The organism is Marinobacter sp. CHS3-4 (genome assembly GCF_030053415.1).
GTDB lineage: Bacteria > Pseudomonadota > Gammaproteobacteria > Pseudomonadales > Oleiphilaceae > Marinobacter.
On record NZ_JASGBJ010000001.1, the window covers coordinates 388,762 to 411,465 of the forward strand.

Here is a 22,704-nt window from a genome sequence, read left to right on the forward strand (position 1 = left end):
AACGTTTCTGAGTGAGTTGTTATGTCCCAACGTGGTTTTAGTCGCAGTGGCCTGGAGTGGCTTTCTTCTCTCCCGGCCTGTCTGTTGTTGCTGGCGGTGGTGCTGTTTTCCACAAGCAGTGACATTCACAACCAGATGCTCCGTGGTGGTGAGCAGTTGTGGAGTGGCTACTACAAGCTAAGGATGGATCCGGTTCAGCCCGAATGCGACCCGAATCAGGACATTGATAGGGCGGTTCAGGAAAAACTGGCCGAAGAAAAGAATTCAGACGACCCGATGGCGGCTCTGTTGGGCGAGGCGGAAATTGATCCGGCGGAGGTGCGCCTGGCCGTCGAGCGTTCGGTAGAAAACTGCCGTCAGAGCCACGCTTCTTACGAAAGCTTGCAGGGCAAAATGACCACCGGCGTCAAGGTCTATCGTGCTGTCGAGCTGTTCGTGGCAGATTTGATTGCCTTCGGACTCGAGTCCCAGCGATTCATCCTCGTGCTGCTAGTAATGCTCTGTGCCGTCACGGCCACTTTGACCCGCCACCACATTGCCATGCGTGCGATGGAAACCCGGCTGGACTACATGGTATCCCACACTCTGCAGACCGTGGCGAACGTCATGCTGCTGGGTTCCAGTGTTATCTTCCGTCAGTTGAGCTTCGGGTCTGACGCGTCGGTGTCTTCCACCGAGCTGGCGCTGCACAACTTCTGGATCACAGGGTTTGCGGCGCTGACCATTGCCAGTCTTTACCGACTTTTCCGGGTTCCCGATGACCTGCAGGAGGGCGGAGATTTCAACAAGGCCTTCCTGGCTGTGCCGCTGTACACCGTCATGTGCCTGATTTCCGGTACCTATTTCGCGTTGATTGGCCATGCTTCAGGCATTGGTATCTACCTCGGCAAAATGATGGAATTGTCGGACATGTTCCTGAACGTCGGCCTTTATGTGTGGGTCGGCATGATGCTGAAGCAGACGCGCCTGGCAACCCTGGTGTTTAACGTGTTCCGGCCCTGGCGAATGCCGCCTGAACTGTTGGCTGTCGTGGCCGTACTGGTGGCGGCGGTTCCAACGGCTTACACCGGCGCCTCTGGTATCTTTGTTATTGCAGCCGGTGCTGTGATCTACAGCGAACTTCGGGCCGCCGGTGCCCGCAGGCACCTGGCCTTGGCTGCCACGGCCATGTCTGGTTCGTTGGGTGTGGTTCTCCGTCCCTGCCTGCTGGTGGTGGTCATCGCCTATCTGAACCGTGAAGTGACCACCGACGAGCTGTTTGGTTGGGGGATCTGGGTGTTTGTACTGACCGCGACTATGTTTGCTGCGGTTGCGCTGACGGTGAACCGCCAGAACGATTTCAATCTGGCGCCGGCCTCGGACGCCATGGCCCCGATGTTGAGTGCTCTGAAGAAACTGATTCCTTACGTTCTGGTGATTGCCGTCGTGGTGTTGTTCTATCGGTGGGCGCTGGATGTGTCCATGGACGAATTTTCGGCGCCCCGCCTGTTGCCGGTGATCATGCTGGCCATTCTGGTGTATGAGCACTTCAGTCTGCGCAAGAAGAAAAGCGAAGTCATTGATGACGCGGGCAATCGTGTACAGGTCAATCATCAGGGGCTGGAGCGCAGTCTCCGATCGGCTACCAACGACACCACGGCTGAAATTGGTGCGCTGTTGTTGCTGCTCGGGTTGTCGGTAAGCATCGGTGGCGTGATTGAACGCTCTCACATCATGGAGGCCTTCCCCCAGGCGTTCGACAGTGCCTGGTCTGCGATGCTGCTGATGGTGGTGATTCTGGTCATCCTTGGCATGATCATGGATGCCTTCGGCGCCGTCATTCTGGTGACTGCGACGGTGGCGGGCATTGCCTACGGCAGCGGAATCCACCCAATCCATTTCTGGATGGTCACCCTGGTAGCGTTTGAGCTGGGTTACCTGAGCCCGCCAGTGGCTCTGAATCACCTGCTGACGCGACAGGTCGTGGGTGAAAGTGAGGTGCTGGCAGCCCAGAACGAAGGCGGTACCTTCTATCAGCGCCACGAGCGTATCATCATGCCTTTGATTGCGATGGGTATATCGCTGATACTGGTAGCGTTCGTACCGCTTATTTTCTATACCTGAGGTGTAAACCGATGCCCATGATCGGCTGGATTTTCCTGTTGCTTGCGATAGCCTCAGTGGTGGGGAGTCTATTGATGCTTCGGGATTCTGCCAATTTTCGCATGAGCGATGAGAAGCGGAAAAAAGTCCGTCAACGTCAGGCGGAGCTCGAGGAAAAAGAGAGGAAAAAAGACGATTGGTGAAACACAGTCAGAGATGTTCCCGCTGAATGAAAAAGGCCTGCAGCTGCAGGCCTTTTTCTTAGTTGGGGCATCACTTCATGTGCAGAAGACCAGGTTGTCGTCTCATTTGCGTTGTTTCCTCTAGGTCAGCTCGGCCTCAATGAGGTCATCCACCAGCATCTCTGCCGTTTTCATGGTTCTCTCCTTCCAGTCTGACATATCCACCAGCTGGGCGACGGCGTGATGCCGCAGACTGACGAATCCGTGAATCAGCGACCAGACCCGAATGGCTGCGTCCTGTTTCTGGCTTTTACTGGCAGTGGCCGGTAGCAGTCCGCCAACCAGCTCAGTGAGCTGTTCAAAGGCCTCGATGCCAGCCTGCTTGGCGTCCGCAGAAGGCTCGTAGTTGCCGTCCAGCTTGCCAAATATGAGGCTGTAATGGGCCTCCAGCTGTTCCGCATTGTTCAGGTAGTTTCTTGCGGCCGTTAAAACGGCCTCCCTGGGGGAGTTGGCCAGGGTGTCTACCTTCAGTGCCCGGGAGACCGAGTGGAAACCTTCAATATAAAGCGCGTCCAGAATGCCTTGCTTGCCCTGAAAATGGCTGTAGATCCCGATGGTGGATACGCCCGCCTGTTTGGCAATGGCCCTTACGCTGAGCGCGCCGGTGCCGCCCATGAGGAAAAGTTGTGATGCGGCCCCGAGAATCTTTGCTTTGGTGTCTTTCATCCCATGATTGTACTTGACTTGCCATAACAATGTTATATTCTGGCCCTGACATAACAGTGTTATATTTTGCCGGGAGCGATCACCATGAGTGACTATCATCTGGAAGCCGATTATCTGATCGTAGGCACTGGCGCGGTTGGAATGGCTTTCGCCGACGTTTTGCTGGAGGAGACCGATGCCACCATCGTGATGGTGGACAGGCACGAAAAGCCCGGAGGGCATTGGAATCTGGCGTATCCGTTTGTGACTCTGCACCAGCCGTCGGCGTTTTATGGCGTCAGTTCGTGCGAGTTGAGTAAAGGCCGGAAGGATCAGGTCGGGTTGAACAAGGGCTTGAACGATCTGGCTACAGGTGCGGAAATCAGCGCCTATTTTGACGATGTCATGCGGCACCGGTTTTTGCCCAGTGGTCGCGTTAAGTACTTCCCAATGTGCGAGTACCGGGGCGAGGGGCGTTTCCAGTCCTGCCTCACAGGCTCAAATTATCAGGTCAGCGCCGGTAAGACAGTAGACGCCACTTACCTCAAAACGACCGTTCCGGCCAACCACACGCCGAGTTTTAGCGTAGCGCCCGGCGTTCGTTTTATGCCATTGAATGATTTGCCAAAGGTGTCCAGCCCACCAGCGGGTTATGTGGTCATCGGCGGCGGAAAAACCGGAATCGATGCCTGCTTGTGGCTTCTGGAAAATGGGGTAGATCCCGACAGCATTCAGTGGATCGTTTCCCGCGACGCTTGGCTGCTGGATCGTCGCAACACGCAGCCGACGGAAGAATTCTTTGAATACACCATTGGCGCCATGGCCAATCAGTTTGAAGCCATTGCCCGGTCGGAGTCGATCAATGATCTTTTCGAACGGCTGGAGGCGGCTGGTGTTCTCCTGAGAATAGACCCTACGGTGCGACCGAGCATGTTTCACGGGGCGACGGTCAGCCCGCGGGAGCTTGAAGAGCTTCGTCGGATACGGCAGGTGGTTCGTAAAGGCCGCGTGACGGCGCTGGAACCGGATCGTATCCTACTGGAACAAGGTAATCTGGCAACCAGCCCGGATCACCTGCACATTGACTGCTCGGCCAGCGCCATTACCAATCTGGATACCAAGCCTATTTTCACCGGCGATCTGATCACCCCGCAAACGGTGCGGTCCTATCAGCCGGTTTTCAGCGCTGCGTTTGTTGCCCACATTGAAGCGGCATACGAGAAGGAGTCGGACAAAAATCGACTGTGTGGCGTCGTCCCCTTGCCAAACCACGACACCGACTGGATCCGTATGATGATCGGGTTGATGATGAACCAGTACCAATGGTCCCAGCATAAGGACATCCGCGCGTGGCTGGTGAACAATCGCCTGGATGGCATGAGCCGGATGATTCGCGACGTGGATCCTGAGGATCAGCCCAAACAGGCTATCCTCAAGCGCATGCGAGACAACGCAATGCCCGCCATGGCCAAACTTCAGGCCTACGCGGCCCAGATAAAAGCCCGTAACGCAGAACCAGCCCATGAAGCGGAAGGAGCATGACAATGCCGCAATTTCAGGTAAAAAAGCATCAGTTCTCGGAAAGCAGACTCGTCCACAACGAACGAGCAGACCAACAGCCGTCCGCTGGCGATGGTGAGATCGTTGTCCGCATTGAGGCTTTTTCCTTCACGGCCAACAATATCACCTATGCCGCGGCTGGTGATCAGCTCGGCTACTGGCAGTTTTTCCCACCGCAGGGTGAGGACGTGGATGGCTGGGGTGTCATCCCGGTATGGGGGTTTGCACAGGTTGTTGAGTCAGCCCATTCCGATGTGCAGGAAGGGGAGCGCTTGTTCGGCTATTTTCCACCGGCGGCCTTCCTGAAAATCTTGCCGCAGCGGGTCTCCGGGCAGCGGCTGTTTGATGGTGCAGAGCATCGGGCAAAACTGCCCGCTCTCTATAACAGCTACACCCGGGTGGATTTCGAACCAGGCTATAACCAGTCGATGGACGACGAGCGAATGCTGCTGTGGCCACTGCATCTGACGTCGTTTTGCCTGTGGGATCAATTACAGGATAACGGCTGGTACGGCGCGGAACAGGTGTTGATCGTCAGTGCATCCAGCAAAACCAGTATCGGGCTGGGGTATGCGCTTGAGGCCGACGACTCTGCGCCCAGGGCCGTTGGATTGACCTCTTCCCGAAATCTCGAGTTGGTGTGCTCGCTGGGTATCTATGATCAATGCCTGAGTTATGACGCGCTTACGGAACTGAACGCCGAGTTGCCGACAGTTATCGTGGATATGTCAGGAAGCGGCGATCTGCTGGCACAGTTGCAGTCATCTCTGGGCAACAACTTGCGCTATTGCATCAATGTCGGTCTCACTCATTGGGACGAGTTCAAACCAGCGGCCGGCATTCCAAAAGACCGGGCCGAGTTCTTTTTTGCCCCGAGCCATATCGGTAAACGTATGAAAGACTGGGGGCCCGAGGGCTTTGCCACACGAACGGCCCCGTTCCTGAGTGATACGGCCCGCAAAAGTCGCCAATGGTTGCGGCTGCGAGACATAGACGGTCTGGAAGGCCTGGCTAAGGTATATCCGGATGTGTGCCAGGGCCGGATTCCGGCGGACGAGGGGTTGATTGTTCGGTTGTGATGGAACCGTAACCTTGGCCGATCGTGTTGCATGGTAGGGTGTAAGCTCATTTACAAAGAAAAAGCCGTTTTCGGGGAGAAGCGTCTCATGTCAGCAATGCGATCGTATTTGCGCCAGATTTCGTTCTTTGTGGTTATGGCTGTGGCTCTTGCAACCACATGGTCAGCGCCGGCCGTTTCGGCTGTGGTGGGCACGGGAGATGTACTGACCGAGCAGCGAGCCGAGGTCGACCGGCAGTCACTGATGAACATGCTGGAGAGGAAAGATGTGCAGCAGACGCTGAGCACGATGGGCGTTGAGAAGTCAGAAGTGGAATCGCGCATCCAGAGCCTAACGCCGTCGGAATTGGCGGATTTTAACGATCAGCTGGCCGATGCTCCGGTGGGCCAGGACGTGGTAGGCGTTGTTGTGTTGTTCCTCCTCGTTTTCATTATCACTGACATGCTGTGTGCGACCAACATCTTCAGCTTTATCAACTGCATCAACTAGACGGATTATGAAGTCCAGCGCCAGGGCGCTTTCCGCGTTATTGACGGTGTTGTGGTTCGCTGGCTGCGCCAGCGTTCCGCCCTGGCCGGCGGCTTCGGGTAAATCTTTTCTTCAGTCCAGTGTTCAACTGGACGTTCCTTTCTATCCGCAAGAGCGCTATCAGTGTGGCCCCGCTGCCCTCGCCACCATGCTGTCCAGCCAGAATGTTGATGTGCGCCCGGAGGATCTGGTGCCCCAGGTGTATCTGCCCGGCCGTGAAGGTTCCCTGAAAGTGGAATTGGTCGCTGCAGCCAGACGCTATGGGATGCTGGTATATCCCTTGGAGCCGGAACTGCCTGATCTGTTGGCAGAAATTGATGCCGGGCACCCTGTGTTGGTTATGCAGAATTTGGGTTTCGACTGGTTTCCCCAGTGGCATTTTGCGGTAGTGATTGGGTACGACTCTGAAACCGAGGAGTTATTGCTGCATACCGATACTCGGCGTGCCAACCGCCAATCCATGAGCGTGTTTTACCGGACGTGGCGCCGCGCTGATCAATGGTCAGCGGTGATGCTTCCGCCCGATCAAATACCGGCCACAGCAAAGCCACTGCCCTATCTCGAAGCCGCCTATGACCTCGAAGTGACCGGGCAAAGCGAAGAGGCGTATTCAGCCTATGATTCAGCGGCCAGTCGCTGGGCAGACCAACCTGCGGCATGGTTAGGCATGGGAAACGTGGCCTACGGTCAGCAGCAATGGACGAAAGCTAATGGGCTCTATCTGGAAACCGTTGAGCGATTCCCGGCGTTGGCACCGGCATGGAACAATCTGGCGCATTCGTTGGCACAGCTAGGGTGTCCGGACGCGTCCGAGCAGGCGCTCGCCTGTGCCAACCGGCTCAACAAGGAGTTTTACCCTTCAGATCTACCGTCTGCTGATGGTGAAGCCGAGGTCTCTTGCCCGGTTCTGCAATGCCCTCTCGGCGATTGATGCGTCCATATACAAAAAAAGCGCCGTGCCGGTGATGGCAGGGCGCTTTTTCATCGTTTGAGGGTCAGGCTTTGGGGCCAGCCGCAACGATGGCGTCAGATACGTCGAACTTCTGGAAGTTATCGACAAACTGACCGATCAGCTCAGCCGCTTTGGCGTCGTAGTCAGCTTCGCTGGCCCAGGTGTTGCGCGGGTTCAGAAGGTTGCTGTCGACACCCGGAACGGATTTGGGGACGTCCAGGTTGAGCGTGGGCAGATGCTCGGTTTCGGCATCGTCCAGGTCGCCATTCTGGATGGCTGCGATGACTGCGCGGGTCGTCGGGATGCTGAAACGCTCGCCAACGCCATAGGGACCACCGGTCCAGCCAGTGTTAACCAGGAAGACCTTGCTGCCGAACTCGTCCATGCGCTTCATCAGAAGTTCAGCGTAGACACCAGCCGGGCGAGGGAAGAACGGCGCCCCGAAACAGGTTGAGAAGGTCGCTTTCAGCTTGGAGGATGAGCCCATTTCGGTTGAGCCAACCAGCGCGGTATAGCCGCTCAGGAAGTGATAGGCCGCCGCTTCTTTGCTGAGAATCGACACGGGTGGCAGTACACCGGTCATGTCGCAAGTCAGGAAAACGATGTGTGACGGCTCACCGGCGCGGTTCTCAATGACGCGCTTCTCAACGTGCTCCAGAGGGTAGGCGCAGCGTGAGTTTTCGGTCAGTGACACGTCGGTGTAGTCGGGCTCGCGGGTCTGCTCGTCAACCTTGACGTTTTCCACGATGGCGCCGAAACGAATGGCGTCCCAGATGATGGGCTCATTCTTCTGGCTCAGGTCGATGCACTTCGCGTAGCAGCCGCCTTCAATGTTGAATACCGTGCCCGGACCCCAGCCGTGTTCGTCGTCACCAATCAGAAAACGATCAGGGTCAGCCGACAGAGTGGTTTTACCGGTACCAGACAGGCCAAAGAAAAGGCAGGTTTCGCCGTCTTCACCCACGTTGGCGGAGCAGTGCATAGGCAGCACGTCTTTCTCTGGCAACAGGAAGTTCTGTACCGAGAACATGGCTTTTTTCATCTCGCCTGCGTAGTGCATTCCTGCGAGGAGCACTTTGCGCTTGGCAAAGTTGATGATCACGCAGCCATCGCTGTTGGTGCCATCGCGTTCGGGTTCGCACTCGAAGTTCGCCGCGTTGAGAATCTGCCACTCTTGCTTATCGGCCGGGTTGTAGCTTTCGGGCACGATAAACAGGTTGCGGCCGAACAGGTTCTGCCACGCGGTCTCGGTGGTCATTTTGACCGGCAGGTAGTGTTCCGGGTCAGAGCCAACGTGTACTTGAGATACAAAGCTTTCTTTTTCAGCAATGTAAGCTTCAACACGGTCCCACAGAGCGTCAAACTTGTCGGCGTCGAACGGGCGGTTAATTGGGCCCCAATGGATGTCGTCAGACGTGCTGGGCTCCTTGACGATAAAGCGGTCCATCGGGGAGCGACCTGTGCGCTCGCCGGTCTCAACGACTAATGAACCGTTAGCGGCAAGCCTGCCTTCGCCTCTTTCCAGTGCCAGCTCAATCAGTGGTGCTGCACTCAGATCTTGATAGGTATTACTCACTTCGACCTCGCCCTCGGGGTGTGCTCGTGATCAGTCAGGCGCGCTATTATGCCAGAGCCGCCAGTAAAAAACGACTGCTCTGAAAGCCTTGCTATCACTGGCTTCCAGGCGTTGTGGAGCTGTTAGTGTAACGTATGCCCGGTGAAAAGGTGATCAATGTCGTTTCTATCGAAGCGATAGTGTTGATGACAGAACTGGCAGTCCATTTCGATGCTGCCCTGTTCATCCAGGATGTCGTAGCATTCGTCTTTACCGATGGCCTCAAGCGCGTTGAGGGTGCGTTCACGGGAACAGCTGCAGCGGAACGCCACTTCTTCGGGGTCGAACAGACGGACGGTTTCTTCATGGAACAGGCGATGTAAAACGGTTTCACTGTCCAGAGTGAGCATTTCCTCGGCTTCGACCGTGCTGGCCAGGTGGTTGAGACGGTTCCAAAGGTCGTCGTCTTGCTCAGTGTTGCCTGGAAGTCGCTGCAACATCAGGCCGGCGCTGCCATTTTCATCTGCAAACAGGAAGAAACTGGTCGGGATCTGTTCAGAACGCTCAAAGTAATCTTGCAGGCAGCCGGCTAGATCGGGCTCTTCCCGCGGCACGACGCCCTGATAGCGGTTGCCTTTGTCCGGCGTGATGGTGATGGCCATTCGGCCCTCGCCGAGCAGGGCTTGCAGTGACTCCTCTGTCACGGCGTGTTCGTCGAAACGAGCAATGCCGCGGATGTACCGATCATGGGTACATTCGGCCATCAGGGTGCTCACCGGCCCGTCGCCCTGGGCCTGGAGTGACAGCGAGCCCTCGAATTTCAGGGTACTGCTCATCAGCACGCTGGCCACCAGCGATTCGCCCAGCATCCGGCGAACCGAGTCTGGGTAGGGCGCCTGACTGCCAATGTCATCGTAGCTTTTGTTCAGCCTGACCCAGGCACCACGTACCTGGCTGTCTTCAAACAGAAATCGCTGAAACTGGTCCCCGGATGCCATGGTAATGTCTCCTGAAATTGGGGTTCTGGATAGGTTGGTCTGACGTCGAGCCCTGCTGCTACAGCCCGTTCTGTTCGCGGAACCGTTGAATGTCTCGACGGTCCTTTTTCGAGGGTCGTCTGGCAGGTGGAAGTTGAGCTGCCTGCATGGTCTTTCTTTGCCAGGCAAGGTCTTCCCGCCGTTTCACGCTATCTTCCGTTTCGTGATATAGCTTCTGGGCTTCCGGAGCGCCCTTTCGACGATCGCTGATGTCATCCACGATGACGATGCGTTCCTGCCAACCAAGGCGCAAAGTGACCTTGGCGCCGGGCTCGACCAGTTTGCCAGGTTTGGTGCGCTGACTGTTGTAATGAACCTTGCCGCCTTCGATAGCCTGTTTTGCCAGGTTCCGTGTCTTATAGAACCGGGCGGCCCACAGCCATTTGTCCAGCCTTACGCGATTGTCATCAGAGGTTGTTGCCGTCATGTCTCCTCGCCTGATGGACGTATGGTGTCATTATAGCTGCCTGACGCAGTGGATGGCAGGGGCGAGGATTCACGAAGCACGGGCGAGCAGCGCGGCAGTCACCTCATCGAAGTGATGAATAGACGGAATGTCCGGGTGACGTTCGTTCGGTGGTCGCTGGCTGTCTGGCGCCAGTATAGCGAGGCATTGGGCAATCCCTGCGTCGCGGGCGCTCTCCAGAACCGGAAAACTGTCGTCTACCATCAGCGTCGCGGCCGGATGGTAGGGTTCCCGCACTGCCAGGTCTTTCCAGAAGCCCCGGTCTTCCTTGGGTTTGCCAAATTCGTGACTCGACACCACGGCATCAACCCTGTCTGCCAGGCCGGTGCGTTCCAGTTTCAGATCGAGCGGGTCTGGATGACAATTGGTCACGATGACTGAGCGCAGGCCTTGCGAGCGAATGGCTGACAGGAATTCGATGACGTGGGGGCGATAGCCGATCCGGTCGCCCACCTCCGCTTTGAGGCCTGTTACATCAACCGCCAGGCGTTCGCTCCAATAATCCGTGCAGTACCAGTTCAGTGATCCTCGTTCGGCCATGATCATAGGGACAACTCGATCGTACGCCTCCTGGTGGCTGAGGCGATTGAACTCGGCGTAACGCTTGGGCAGGTGTTCCAGCCAGAAATGGTTGTCGAAGTGAAGATCGAGCAGGGTTCCGTCCATGTCGAGGAACACTGTGTCAAGAGATTGCCAGTCCACCATAAATGCAAACAGCCTGAAGTCGCGAAAACTTCAGGCTGCCGAAGAACCGGTTGAATGGCAACTGGGGATTTTACGGATCAGTTGCTGGATTGCTCGACGGTGCCTGGCTTGCGGCCCATACGTGTACAGCCAAGACAGCGCACGAAAGTGGCTTTTGCCGGCCCCAGCACCAGAGTTTCGCCAGCTTCTGCGGCGTTTCCACCCAATAGGGAGAAAGGCAGTGACACCACGTAAACGACACTGCCGACGACCGTAGTTGCCAGCAAAGCCGGGCGGGCTAACAGTGCGTCGCCGGTCATGGCCAGTGCGGTGGGCTCCTCCTCGATAGCCTGGGCATGCCCGACAGAGGAAAAAGCCAGCATGCAAACCGCCAGGGCCGTCATCACGATGTGGGAAATCTTACCGCTCATTTTCTTGTTACTCCTAAACAGGTCGTAAACAGGTCGCTGCTTTCTAGCTGTCTGGCTAGCACGAGGCGATCTTGACTTAGTTCGAATCGAGTTTAGCTCATGACGATAAACACTCTGTTAACTATGAATCATATTTGCGTATTTTCAAACGATTTTTCTGTTGCTTTATTTGTCTAGCGCTGGCATCGCCCGCAGTAAACAGTTGCCCGTTGATTCATGCGAATCTCTTTTAGAGTGTGGCCGCATTCTCGACAGGGCTCGTTCCCCCGACCATAGACCAGTAGGGATTGGGCAAAATAGCCCGGCTTGCCATCGCTGTTTATAAAGTCTCTGAGCGTGGTGCCACCCATTAAGATGGCAGCTGACAGCGTTTCGCAGATGGCCTCTGCGAGGCGGTGGTAGCGGTCCAGGCTGATGCGGCCGGCGGCCCGTTTTGGATGGATTCCGGCTTTAAACAGGGCTTCGTTTGCGTAGATATTGCCCACGCCCACCACCACATGGTTGTCCATGATGAAGGACTTGATCGGCGTTTTTTTTCCGCGGGACCGTCGGTGCAAGAACGCGCCATTGAACTCCGGAGCCAGGGGCTCCGGCCCCAGGCTTGTCAGTAGCTGATGCGAGTCTGGCGAGTCTGTCCAGAGCCAGCAGCCAAAACGTCGGGGGTCGTTAAATCGCAGGGTGACCCCATTATGTAACTGAAGATCAATATGATCATGACGCAGAGGTTCGCTGGCATCGGTTACGACCCTCAGGCTGCCGGACATGCCAAGGTGGACGATCAGCGTGCCGTCCTGCATCTTTGGTGTCGGCGAGTCTGATGCCGCGTGTAGCCGGATCAGCAGGTATTTTGCCCGTCGGTCCACTTCAGTAATGGTGGTGCCTTCAATGAGATCCGCCAGGTTGTCTGGTACGGGCCAGCGCAATCGGCTGTCCCTGACCACAACACTGGCAATGACCTGATTTTCGCAGTGTGGGGCGATGCCTCGACGGGTGGTTTCTACTTCCGGTAACTCGGGCAAGGGCGGGCTCCTCGGCTGCCAAAAAACGCAGGCTAATGTAAGCGGCAGTGTAATGAGTAACAAAACTGCATCCAAATGCAGTTGTTGTAGTGAACAAGTGTACGCTAAAGTAGGAAGTCCGGGTTGGGGATCTCCCTTGCCACAACCCGATGATTTCGAACGAGGAAATTTTCATGTGGTACAACGGTCTTCTGGACCTGTCGGTGATGCAGCTGGTGCTGGTTGCGCTGGGTCTGACTCACATCACCATCATCAGTGTGACGCTTTATCTTCATCGCCATTCTGCGCATAACTCCCTGGACCTGAATCCGGTTCTGGCTCATTTTTTCCGCTTCTGGCTGTGGCTGACGACCGCTACCAACACCAAGCAGTGGACCGCGATTCATCGCAAGCACCACGCAAAGTGCGAAACCGAGGATGACCCCCATAGCCCGGTGGTTCTGGGTATCCGCAAGGTGCTTTTCCAGGGCGCTGAACTATACGACGAGGCGGGTACCGAGGAAACGTTGCAGCGTTTCGGCCAGCGCACGCCGGAGGACTGGATTGAGCGCAATCTATACTCTCGCTACAAGATGCTGGGTATTCAGCTAATGGCGGTTTTGGACCTGCTGTTGTTCGGCGTTAACGGCATCTGGATCTGGGCTGTGCAGATGATGTGGATTCCGGTCTGGGCTGCGGGTGTGGTCAACGGTATTGGTCACTTTATGGGTTACCGCAATTTCGAGTGTTCAGACAACGCCCGGAATATCTCGCCGCTCGGCCTCTTGATTGGTGGTGAGGAGTTGCACAACAATCACCACACTTATCCGAATTCGTCAAAGCTGTCCCGTCGCTGGTACGAGATTGATATTGGCTGGGGTTACATCCGTCTGTTCCAGCTGTTTGGTCTGGCCAAGCCCAAGGGCTATCGCCCGATTGCCCATTACGTACCGGGAAAGCAGGAAGTGGATGTGGAAACGGTGCAGGCCATTGCCAACAACCGTTTCGATATCATGCGCCAGTACCGCAAGCGTGTCATGGAGCCAGTTCTGCGTCAGCAGAAGTCGCTCATGGACGATGAAATTCGCCCGCGATATCGCAAGATCAAGCGGTTGCTGTCTCGTGAGATCACGCTGATCAAGCCGAGTGAGCAGGCTCATTTGGAGTCGGCGCTTGAGAGCAACATGGTGTTGCGCCAGATTTACGAGAAAAGCCATGAGCTTCAGGAGCTCTGGCGGCGTCGCGGGCTGAAGCCTCAAGAGAAGCTGCATGCTCTTATGGAGTGGTGCCGTGAGGCAGAGGCCAGTGGTATTCGCTATCTTGAGGAGTTTGCGGATCACCTGCGGGCTTATTCGTTGCGGCCTTCCTCTTAACGGATTTTACTTGGGGTGTCTGGCCAGCGGGCGGGTACACTTTTTCGCTACGGGAAAAGAACTCGCTTCGCTCAGACACCTTTATCCCTTCGGAAAAACTGTACCCGCCCACTGGCCGATCGTTCTGCGGTAATAACGCCTTTACGGTCTACTTCCTTTTTTTAACCTTCCTTTTGGAATAGGCAGTAGGTCACCTGTCCGGCCGTTTTCTGACGATTTAGGTGCCAGGTGTTTGGTACGGCCGGTGTTGTCAGCTCGCTTTCGTGTTCGACGTAAATCCACCCTCCTGGTTTGACCCATCCGTTGTCTTCGATCAAAGGAAAGAGTCGTTCCAGCCATCCCTGTCGGAACGGTGGGTCCATGAACAGGATGTCGACGGGTTTGCCAGGCAGCTGCTCGAGGAAAGCGTCGACGGTCTGACAGGTGACGTCTGCGTTCTCCGATTTCAGCAAGCGAAGGTTGCTGCGCAGGGCCTGGGCAAGGGCTTTGGTGTGGTCGACGAAGATGGCGCTGCCTGCGCCTCTGGACAGGGCTTCCAGGCCTAGTGCCCCTGAGCCGGCGAAGAGGTCGAGGCAGTGGCTGCCGGGCAGGTGAAAGGACAGCCAGTTGAACAGGGTTTCGCGGGTGCGGGCCGGTGTTGGCCTTACGCCGCCGACGCTTGGGAAGGTCAGTTTTCGGCTGCGCCAGTCACCTCCGATGATACGTAGCTCGCCTTTGCCGGCATCCGGGGCGGAAGTGGGTTTCTTGCGTTGTCGGGGCATGATTCACGGCGTCTTTTCAAGCGTTAGTGGCATTGCCTGTTCTTTTGATGAGCTTATGGTACGAGGGTTAGTCGGGTGAGTCACTTCACCTGGACAGTCTGATAGAATACCGCCTTTCTTTTCCTGCGAATTCTACGATCAATGGTATGACTATGACGGCAGAGTGGATTTCCATCGGGCTTCTGGCCTTTCTTGTTCTTGTTTTCCTGTTCGATGTGGTTGGCAATCGGCCGCCGTCGCCCCGTCCCAAGTCCGTGCCGCAAAAGAAACCAGAGCCGCAACCGGGTGCTGCCCCTAAAACGACCCCGAAGCCAGAGCTTTCAGCGCCTGAACAAGAGCCTTCAGCGCCTGAATCTGCAGAGGCCGAGCCCGCGGAAACCCCTTCTGAACCCGTCGCTCCGGCACCCCAGCCGGAGGCTGAGCCAGAACCGGAAGCCTCGCAACTCAGCGTTTTTGAGCGCATTCGGAACGGGCTAGGCAAAACCCGGGCGAATTTGACCGGCGGCTTTTCCGATCTGTTTTCTCTGGGCAAGAAGATCGACGCCGATCTGTTGGAAGAAATAGAAACCACGCTGCTGATGGCCGATGTCGGTGTTACGGCGACCACGGAGATTGTGGAGTCCCTGACCGATAAGCTTGAGCGCAATCAGCTCAAGGACGGCGATGCCTTGCGCACGGCACTGCGGGAGGAGTTGCACGGACTGCTTGAGGGTGTCACCAAGCCTCTGGAGATCGATAGCAGCAAAAAGCCCTTCGTCATCCTGATGGTCGGCGTCAACGGGGTGGGCAAGACCACCACCATCGGCAAGCTCACCAAGCATTTCCAGCGTGACGGTAAGTCGGTGATGCTGGCGGCCGGGGATACCTTTCGGGCTGCGGCTGTAGAACAGCTGCAGGTCTGGGGCGACCGCAACAATGTACCGGTGATTGCACAGCATACGGGCGCAGACAGCGCATCGGTTATTTACGATGCGGTGCAATCTGCCCAATCACGGGGTATAGATGTGGTGATTGCCGATACTGCGGGCCGCCTGCAGAACAAGGACAACCTGATGAACGAGCTGGAAAAGGTCGTTCGGGTTATCAAGAAGCTGGATGATTCTGCTCCCCATGAAGTGATGCTGACGCTGGATGCTGGCACCGGGCAGAACGCGCTCAGCCAGGCACAGGTGTTTCAGCAGGCGGTCGGTGTTAGCGGCATTACACTCACGAAACTCGACGGCACCGCCAAGGGTGGTATTGTGTTCGCCATTGCAAGGCAGCTGCAGTTGCCAATCCGTTATATCGGCGTGGGGGAGCAGGTTGATGACCTTCGCAGTTTCGACGCCCGCACCTTCGTGGATGCGCTGTTTGATGACATCTGATCAATGATTGAATTCCGGCAAGTTACCAAGCGCTACGACAGCGACCACACAGCGCTGGCCCAGGTTAATTTTGGCCTGGATCGGGGTGAGCTTGCCTTTCTGACCGGTCACTCGGGCGCTGGTAAAAGTACGCTGCTCAAACTGATTATGGTGATGGAGCGGCCCAGCGCCGGTGAGGTTGAAGTCGGCGGCCAGGTATTGAACCGATTGCCGCGCCGCCAGATTCCCTATATCCGACGGCACATCGGTGTGGTGTTCCAGAACCACCAGTTGCTGTTTGACCGCACGGTTTTTCACAACGTTGCCATGCCTCTGGAAGTGATGGGCGTGCCCGCGCGAGACATCGGGCGCCGCGTTAGGGCGGCGCTGGATAAAGTAGGGCTGCTGAGCAAAGAGAAGATGAACCCGATGCAGTTGTCTGGCGGCGAGCAGCAGCGGGTTGGCATTGCCCGAGCAGTAGTGAACAAACCGCCTGTCCTGTTAGCGGACGAGCCCACGGGTAATCTGGATCCCCAGTTATCGGCGGACATCATGTCGCTGTTTGCAGAGTTTAGCCAGGTAGGTGTGACCGTGTTGATTGCCACCCACGATGTGGCTCTGATCAACACCCTCGGACGCAGGACGCTCACTCTGGATCAGGGCAGGCTGGTGGCAGGCGGCAGTCCCGGTATTGGTGGGGAGTCGCGGCATGTCTGATTCCCGAGCCCGTGCGAAGGACGTATCCCGCGGCGCGAAATCGTCCCGATCTCCCCTGGCAGAGCAGGCGACCAGTTATTTCGGGCATCACCGCAAAGTGGCCGCTGACAGTGCCCGTCGACTTTGGCAGTCACCGGTCGCCAGCATCATGACCTGGACGGTCATGGGTGTGGCGCTGGCCTTGCCGGTGGCTTTAATGTTGCTGCTCACCAGTCTTCAGGGGGTCAGTGCCGGGTGGGAAAGTTCGGCACGGGTGACGGCTTATCTGGAACAGGATGTGTCTCTCGGTCAGGCGGAAGCGCTGAAACAGAAGGTAAGCGAAGATAGCCGCGTGGCAGAGGTGGAGCTTATTGACAGAGACGCAGCCCTGGCCGATTTTCGGGCCTCCTCAGGTCTTGAAGACGCGCTGGATTATCTGAACGACAACCCGCTACCCCACACGCTTCTGGTGACGCCCGGCGACGGTTCGCGAACGGCCGATGGCATTCAGACCCTGCTGGCCGTAGTTGAAGGTCTGGACGGGGTAGAGCAGGTACAGGTGGATCTTGGCTGGCTCCAGCGCCTGAATGCGATGACGGAGCTGCTGGAGCGGGCAGTTTGGGCGCTGGCAATTTTGTTATCAGCCGCCGTGGTGCTGGTGATCGGCAATACAGTGCGGCTGTCGATCGAAAACCGGCGCGATGAAATTCTGGTGGCTAAACTGGTTGGCGGGACGGATGGCTTTGTACGTCGTCCTTTTCTTTACACCGGGGCCTTTTTTGGTCTTGGCGGCGGGGTTGTCGCCTGGATACTGCTTCAGATGTCCTTATGGTGGCTCAGTGGGCCGGTCGAACGCTTGGCCGGGCTTTACCGAAGTGACTTTTCGCTCAGCGGTCTGACGTTTGACGGTGTCCTGGCGTTGATAATCGTTGCAATGCTGCTAGGGTGGTTGGGCGCTTGGGTCGCTGTTAAGCGGCATCTCGATGACATAGAGCCCGGAGAGATAGCGGGCGGGTGATCTCGGATTGCGGCAATACCGTATTGCACGAATCAGACTCTTAAGCCTATGGTGAAGAGTAAAATTACATCTCCAAGAAACACAGGCCGTTGTTTTCAAAAGGTTTGTTTCGAGTTTGGGGAACTAAAATGGATCTTGGCGGTCTAAGTAAGTATTGATATATTTATTGACCGTCATGTTCGGAGGGGAAAGCATGGGTACGAACCTACAGGTTCTCGACAGACTGGTCCCGGGCGCCAATCTTGAATCGTATATTCAGGCGGCAAGCCAGATTCCGGTTTTGTCCGTTGAGGAAGAGCGAAAGCTTTCTGAGCGGCTGCATTACGAAGGTGATGTGGATGCTGCGCGGGAGTTGGTGCTGTCTCACCTCCGCTTCGTTATTCACATCGCCCGCAGTTACGCCGGTTATGGCCTGAATCAGGCGGATCTGATCCAGGAAGGTAACGTTGGGCTGATGAAGGCAGTAAAGCGATTCAACCCGGAATACGGTGTGCGGTTGGTCTCTTTTGCTGTTCATTGGATCAAGGCCGAAATTCACGAGTTTATTCTGCGCAACTGGCGTATCGTGAAAGTGGCCACAACCAAAGCCCAGCGTAAGCTGTTCTTCAATTTGCGCAGTCAGAAGAAGAAGCTGGCGTGGCTGAGCCATGATGAGTTGAACGCAGTGGCGAGCGACCTGGGTGTGGAGCCCAAGGTTGTTCGTGAGATGGAAGGTCGCCTTGCTTCTCAGGATACGGCTTTTGATGGACCGCAGGACGATGACGACGACAACGCCTATCAGGCGCCGGCGTATTTCTTGGAAGACAAACGCAGCAACCCGGCGACACAGCTGGAGAACGCAGACTGGACTGACGATTCCAATGGTCGCCTGATGGCAGCTTTAGCTGAGCTGGATGAGCGAAGTCAGGACATCCTACGTGAACGCTGGTTGTCCGACAGCAAGTCAACGCTGCACGATCTGGCGGATCGTTATGGTGTGTCGGCTGAGCGGATTCGTCAGCTTGAAAAGAACGCCATGAAGAAGATTCGGGCGCACATGACCGCGGATTCTGAAGCGGCTTGATTGCGATCTAGATTTAAGACTTATTTAAACGCCACCACCCCTCAAGGGCTGGTGGCGTTTTTGTTTGTATACTCTTTGTTTAAACATTGGTGGTGGAGGCCAGTGGATGGTTACTTTCAAAACACGCTGTGAATACGTCCCTGTGCGCTTGTGCTCCGCCATCCATGGCTCCGCACAGTTTTGAAAGTAACCATCCACTGGCCTCATCGGACTCAGGAGTTGGGATCTAAACAATTATGAAGAACAACAAGACTCACATTGCTTTTCTGGGCGTGGGATTAATGGGCGCACCCATGGTCCGCAATCTGTTAGACGCTGGCTATTCAACGGCAATTTGGAATCGCACGGCAAGTAAGTGTGAGCCTTTCCAGCACGAGGCGATCATCGCAGAAACGCCGGAAGATGCCGTTCGGGATGCTGACGTTGTCATTACCATGTTGGAAAACGGCGATGTGGTGGACCATGTGATGGTGGAGCAGGGCGGCATCGGGGCTTTGAAAGCCGGGGCTGTCTATGTCGACATGAGTTCGGTGCAGCCATCGCTGGCGCGGCGTCATGCGGAGTTGGCCCTAAAGCAGAGCGCTGGGTATGTGGATGCGCCGGTGTCCGGTGGCACCGTCGGTGCTGTAGGCGCGGCGTTGAGCATTATGGCCGGTGGTTCTGAGGAAAACGTTGATCGGGTTCGGCCTGTTTTTGAAGCGCTGGGAAAATGCACGCACATCGGTCCGGTTGGTAGCGGGCAGCTGGCCAAGCTGGCGAACCAGGCGATTGTGGGGATTACCATTGGTGCCGTGTCTGAAGCCATGTTGCTGGCCGCCGAGGGTGGAGCTGATCCAGCGGCGGTTCGGGAGGCCTTGATGGGCGGTTTTGCCGGCAGCCGGATTCTGGAGCTGCACGGCCAGCGAATGATTGACCGGGATTTTGCGCCAGGTGCGCCTGCGCGAATTCAATTGAAGGACCTCCGTATGATTCTGGACGAGGCCCGGGCCGAGGGGTTGACGTTGCCGCTCGCGCAGCAGGTTCATAACGGGTACCTCAGTCTGATTGCCAATGGCCATAGCGAGGTGGATCACAGTGGTTTGCTGCTGGAGCTGGAGCATCAGAACGGTGTTCGAATGGGCTCTTCCATTACCAAAAAGAAAGGGGGCTGAGCTATGCCGGTGTTTGCTGCCAATCTGTCGATGCTGTTTACCGAAGTGGACTTTCCAGAACGTTTCAGGCTGGCGGCCGAGGCAGGTTTCAAGGGGGTGGAGTATCTGTTTCCTTACTCCTGGTCTCCGCACGAACTGAAGCAAGGGTTGGATGAAAATGGTCTGTCCCAGGTGCTGTTCAATCTGCCGCCGGGCAACTGGGATGCGGGTGAACGGGGCATCGCCTGTCTGCCAGAACGGAGGGAAGAATTCCGTGCAGGTGTGGATCAGGCCATTCGCTACGCGAAGGCTCTGGATTGCCGGCAGCTGAACTGTCTGGCGGGTTTGCGTCCGCCTGAGCTGGATGAGTCGGAGGCCTGGAAGACGCTGGTATCGAATGTGGCATACGCTGCAGAGAAGCTGTCGGCAGAGGGAATCACTCTGTGCCTGGAGGCAATTAATTCCAGGGTGGATATGCCGCGCTTTTTCCTGGATACCTCATCGAGGGTGATGCAAGTTATCGAAGAAGTGGATGCCGACAACGTAAAGCTTCAGTACGACATCTATCACATGCAAATCATGGAAGGGGACCTGATCCGGACTCTGGAATGTCTGTTGCCGTGGATAGGGCACATTCAGTTTGCAGATAACCCGGGACGCCATGAGCCGGGCACCGGCGAGATTCATTTCCCGCGTGTGTTTGAGGCCCTCGATCGCATAGGGTACAAAGGTTGGGTGGGAGCCGAGTATCGTCCTTCCGGCACCACGGCCGACAGTCTGGGCTGGTTTCGAGCCGGGGTTTGACCGTCGTCTTTGGCGACACCCTCTTACAAGATCGTAACTGGCCGGAGCACGGGCATGCTCGTACCCTAGCCGTTAATGTAATCCGCTATCAGGAGGAATTCCGGTGAAAGCGCTGGTCATAGAAGACGATCAAGATGTGGCGAACTATCTCCTCAAAGGGTTGAAAGAATCCGATTTCGTCGTGGATCACGCGGCGGACGGCAAAGACGGCATGATGATGGCCGCCAGTGAAGACTACGACATCATGATCGTGGATCGCATGCTGCCTGGCATGGACGGCTTGGCGATCATCAAGACCGTACGGGCGACCGGAAATCAGGTGCCGGTGTTGATCCTGAGTGCGCTGGGCGATGTGGACGACCGCGTCGAAGGCCTGCGTGGCGGTGGCGATGATTACCTTACGAAGCCATTTTCATTCACCGAGCTGCTGGCTCGGATCGAATCACTGGTTCGCCGTAATCGTCAGTCGGCAGAAACGGAAACCGTTCTGCATGTGGCGGATCTGGAAATGGATCTGCTGGCCCGAACGGTCAAACGGGCTGGCCAGAACATCGACGTTCAGCCCCGTGAGTTCCGGCTGCTGGAATATCTCATGCGCAATGCCGGTCAGGTGGTTACCCGCACCATGCTGTTGGAGAAAGTCTGGGATTATCATTTCGACCCGCAAACCAATGTCATTGATGTTCACATCAGTCGTCTGCGGGCAAAGATCGACAAGGAATTCGATACACCCCTGCTGCAGACCATCCGGGGTGCAGGATACATGCTGCGTGAAACTGCTTAGTCAGCTAAGAACGTCTTCGTTCCAGCTTGCCCTGCTCTACATGGTGGTGTTTGCCACCTCGGTATTCTTGCTACTGGCGTTCATCTACTGGCGCACGGCCGGCTTCATGACCGCCCAGACTGATGAAACCATCGAAGCCGAAATTGCCGGCCTGGCAGAGCAGTACCGGGGCAGTGGCATCAACGGGCTTATCTCGATCATTCGTGAGCGAGTCGCCCGTGATCCAAACGCAAAATCTATCTATCTGCTGACCACTGACGACTTTCTGAAACTGGCCGGGAACATTGAAACCTGGCCAGAAGGTTCCCGGTCAGAAAGCGGCTGGATCAACTTTACCCTCAATGATTCGGTAGGCTGGAGCGGACCGGAACGGCTGGCGCGCGCCCGCATTTTCGAGGTTCAGGGCGGCTTGCGATTGCTGGTTGGCCGGGACGTGGACGAGTTGACCAACCTTAAACGGCTGATTGAAGGCGCCATCAACTGGGGCATGGGTATTACTCTTGCGCTGGCCTTGCTGGGCGGGTTCTTAATGAGCCGAAGTACCACCCGACGTATCGAGGTAATCAATAACACGTCACGTCGAATCATGAACGGACACCTGTCGCTGCGCATACCTACTCGGGGTACCGACGACGACTTTGATCAGTTGGCGGAAAACCTCAACCAAATGCTGGATCGCATTGTGTATCTGATGGAGGGCATCCGGCACGTGTCTGACAGTATTGCCCACGACCTGCGAACGCCGCTGACTCGCCTGCGCAATCAGCTTGAAAGCACTCTGATGTCGGTGGACAACGACGAAGCCAGGGATCAGGCCGCCAAAGCCGTCGCCGAAGCAGACCAGCTACTGTCCACTTTCAATGCCTTGCTCCGAATTGCGCGCCTGGAAACCCGCGGCAACAGCGCGGATATGAAACCGGTATCGCTGGGCGAGTTGGTCGCTGATGCGTGTGAATTGTATGAAGCCGTTGCCGAAGATAAAGAGCAGAATTTTGAGCATTCTGTGGACAGTGAGGTATCCATTGAGGGTGATCGGGACCTGCTGTTCCAGATGGTCAGCAATCTGATCGATAACGCCATCAAATACACGCCAGAGCATGGCCAGATTCGGGTGGAAGTCCGGAAAGAGGGTAACGATGCCGTGTTCGAGGTGGGCGACAGTGGTATCGGCATACCGGACGATGAAAAAGATCAGGTGTTCCAGCGTTTCTACCGGGTCGGTAAAAGTCGATCAATGCCGGGGAATGGTCTGGGTCTGAGTCTTGTGAGTGCCGTGGCGGAAATTCATCAGGGCACGATTCGTCTCAGTGATCATCACGAAAACGCAGAGTACCCGGGGCTGAAAGTGACCATCAGCATGCCAGCATACGCGCCGGGCCGGAAGCGCCTGAAAGATACTCAGACCTTGCCGGCCGGAGAGCCCGGAGAGCAGACCTCTCCGGGTGAACTCAAGAGCCTCTGATTCGCGAGCCG

General features: G+C 56.3%; 23 protein-coding genes. 15 read left to right on the forward strand and 8 right to left on the reverse strand.

Going from position 1 to position 22,704, the window contains the following annotated elements:
* Positions 1–21: 21 nt before the first annotated feature.
* Positions 22–2,103: a TRAP transporter large permease subunit gene (locus QLQ17_RS01805; RefSeq protein WP_283207825.1), complete on the forward strand. Its 2,082-nt coding sequence runs from the start codon at positions 22–24 to the stop codon at positions 2,101–2,103.
* An 11-nt stretch (positions 2,104–2,114) separates the two neighbouring features.
* Positions 2,115–2,285, forward strand: coding sequence for a DUF2897 family protein (locus tag QLQ17_RS01810; protein ID WP_283207826.1), 171 nt, complete (start codon positions 2,115–2,117; stop codon positions 2,283–2,285).
* Between the two features lie 120 nt (positions 2,286–2,405).
* Here the strand turns inward: QLQ17_RS01810 and QLQ17_RS01815 are convergent, their stop codons facing one another.
* Entirely contained in the window at positions 2,406–2,990 is a 585-nt protein-coding gene (locus QLQ17_RS01815; protein WP_283207827.1) for a TetR/AcrR family transcriptional regulator, read from the reverse strand.
* 84 nt (positions 2,991–3,074) lie between these two features.
* On the opposite strand from QLQ17_RS01815, the gene QLQ17_RS01820 reads away from it, so the two are divergent.
* From QLQ17_RS01820 to QLQ17_RS01835, 4 genes are all read left to right on the forward strand, one after another.
* Entirely contained in the window at positions 3,075–4,511 is a 1,437-nt protein-coding gene (locus tag QLQ17_RS01820; protein ID WP_283207828.1) for an NAD(P)-binding protein, read from the forward strand.
* Between the two features lie 2 nt (positions 4,512–4,513).
* On the forward strand, positions 4,514–5,608 hold the full coding sequence (locus tag QLQ17_RS01825) for a DUF2855 family protein (protein ID WP_283207829.1): 1,095 nt from the start codon (positions 4,514–4,516) through the stop codon (positions 5,606–5,608).
* An 87-nt stretch (positions 5,609–5,695) separates the two neighbouring features.
* A complete protein-coding gene (locus QLQ17_RS01830) occupies positions 5,696–6,097 on the forward strand; it encodes a PA2779 family protein (RefSeq protein WP_283207830.1) in 402 nt (133 codons plus the stop codon).
* A gap of 7 nt (positions 6,098–6,104) precedes the next feature.
* The gene (locus QLQ17_RS01835; protein WP_283207831.1) at positions 6,105–7,067 is read left to right on the forward strand and encodes a PA2778 family cysteine peptidase; all 963 of its coding nucleotides are present in this window, start codon (positions 6,105–6,107) and stop codon (positions 7,065–7,067) included.
* A 64-nt stretch (positions 7,068–7,131) separates the two neighbouring features.
* On the opposite strand, the gene QLQ17_RS01840 is transcribed toward QLQ17_RS01835, so the two are convergent.
* From QLQ17_RS01840 to mutM, 6 genes are all read right to left on the reverse strand, one after another.
* The gene (locus tag QLQ17_RS01840) at positions 7,132–8,664 is read right to left on the reverse strand and encodes a phosphoenolpyruvate carboxykinase (protein WP_283207832.1); all 1,533 of its coding nucleotides are present in this window, start codon (positions 8,662–8,664) and stop codon (positions 7,132–7,134) included.
* Positions 8,665–8,786: 122 nt separating this feature from the next.
* A complete protein-coding gene (hslO, locus tag QLQ17_RS01845) occupies positions 8,787–9,641 on the reverse strand; it encodes an Hsp33 family molecular chaperone HslO (protein ID WP_283207833.1) in 855 nt (284 codons plus the stop codon).
* Positions 9,642–9,699: 58 nt separating this feature from the next.
* A complete protein-coding gene (hslR, locus tag QLQ17_RS01850; protein ID WP_283207834.1) occupies positions 9,700–10,107 on the reverse strand; it encodes a ribosome-associated heat shock protein Hsp15 in 408 nt (135 codons plus the stop codon).
* Between the two features lie 69 nt (positions 10,108–10,176).
* Positions 10,177–10,851 (reverse strand): GMP/IMP nucleotidase, encoded by a 675-nt coding sequence (yrfG, locus tag QLQ17_RS01855; protein WP_283207835.1) that lies wholly within the window; start codon positions 10,849–10,851, stop codon positions 10,177–10,179.
* Between the two features lie 77 nt (positions 10,852–10,928).
* The gene (locus QLQ17_RS01860; protein WP_283207836.1) at positions 10,929–11,261 is read right to left on the reverse strand and encodes a hypothetical protein; all 333 of its coding nucleotides are present in this window, start codon (positions 11,259–11,261) and stop codon (positions 10,929–10,931) included.
* A gap of 173 nt (positions 11,262–11,434) precedes the next feature.
* Positions 11,435–12,280: a bifunctional DNA-formamidopyrimidine glycosylase/DNA-(apurinic or apyrimidinic site) lyase gene (gene mutM, locus QLQ17_RS01865; RefSeq protein WP_283207837.1), complete on the reverse strand. Its 846-nt coding sequence runs from the start codon at positions 12,278–12,280 to the stop codon at positions 11,435–11,437.
* A 173-nt stretch (positions 12,281–12,453) separates the two neighbouring features.
* Between mutM and QLQ17_RS01870 the strand changes: the two genes are divergently transcribed.
* Positions 12,454–13,632, forward strand: coding sequence for a DesA family fatty acid desaturase (locus QLQ17_RS01870; protein WP_283207838.1), 1,179 nt, complete (start codon positions 12,454–12,456; stop codon positions 13,630–13,632).
* A gap of 161 nt (positions 13,633–13,793) precedes the next feature.
* On the opposite strand, the gene rsmD is transcribed toward QLQ17_RS01870, so the two are convergent.
* The gene (gene rsmD, locus QLQ17_RS01875) at positions 13,794–14,393 is read right to left on the reverse strand and encodes a 16S rRNA (guanine(966)-N(2))-methyltransferase RsmD (RefSeq protein ID WP_283207839.1); all 600 of its coding nucleotides are present in this window, start codon (positions 14,391–14,393) and stop codon (positions 13,794–13,796) included.
* A 152-nt stretch (positions 14,394–14,545) separates the two neighbouring features.
* Here rsmD and ftsY point away from each other — a divergent pair, with 152 nt between their 5' ends.
* The 8 genes from ftsY (at position 14,546) to QLQ17_RS01915 (ending at position 22,693) form a co-directional block, all read left to right on the forward strand.
* A complete protein-coding gene (gene ftsY / locus QLQ17_RS01880) occupies positions 14,546–15,757 on the forward strand; it encodes a signal recognition particle-docking protein FtsY (RefSeq protein ID WP_283209031.1) in 1,212 nt (403 codons plus the stop codon).
* A 3-nt stretch (positions 15,758–15,760) separates the two neighbouring features.
* Positions 15,761–16,453 carry a cell division ATP-binding protein FtsE gene (gene ftsE, locus QLQ17_RS01885; protein WP_283207840.1) on the forward strand — a complete coding sequence of 231 codons (693 nt, stop codon included), beginning with the start codon at positions 15,761–15,763 and terminating at the stop codon, positions 16,451–16,453.
* A complete protein-coding gene (gene ftsX / locus QLQ17_RS01890; protein ID WP_283207841.1) occupies positions 16,446–17,450 on the forward strand; it encodes a permease-like cell division protein FtsX in 1,005 nt (334 codons plus the stop codon). Before ftsE ends, ftsX begins: the two co-directional genes overlap by 8 nt.
* A 193-nt stretch (positions 17,451–17,643) precedes the next feature.
* Positions 17,644–18,513, forward strand: coding sequence for an RNA polymerase sigma factor RpoH (gene rpoH / locus QLQ17_RS01895; RefSeq protein ID WP_283207842.1), 870 nt, complete (start codon positions 17,644–17,646; stop codon positions 18,511–18,513).
* A 236-nt stretch (positions 18,514–18,749) separates the two neighbouring features.
* A complete protein-coding gene (locus QLQ17_RS01900; protein ID WP_283207843.1) occupies positions 18,750–19,664 on the forward strand; it encodes an NAD(P)-dependent oxidoreductase in 915 nt (304 codons plus the stop codon).
* A gap of 3 nt (positions 19,665–19,667) precedes the next feature.
* Complete coding sequence (hyi, locus tag QLQ17_RS01905; protein WP_283207844.1) at positions 19,668–20,447, forward strand: hydroxypyruvate isomerase; 780 nt, start codon at positions 19,668–19,670, stop codon at positions 20,445–20,447.
* A gap of 103 nt (positions 20,448–20,550) precedes the next feature.
* On the forward strand, positions 20,551–21,231 hold the full coding sequence (locus QLQ17_RS01910; protein WP_283207845.1) for a winged helix-turn-helix domain-containing protein: 681 nt from the start codon (positions 20,551–20,553) through the stop codon (positions 21,229–21,231).
* Entirely contained in the window at positions 21,218–22,693 is a 1,476-nt protein-coding gene (locus tag QLQ17_RS01915) for a sensor histidine kinase (protein WP_283207846.1), read from the forward strand. Before QLQ17_RS01910 ends, QLQ17_RS01915 begins: the two co-directional genes overlap by 14 nt.
* Positions 22,694–22,704 lie beyond the last annotated feature (11 nt).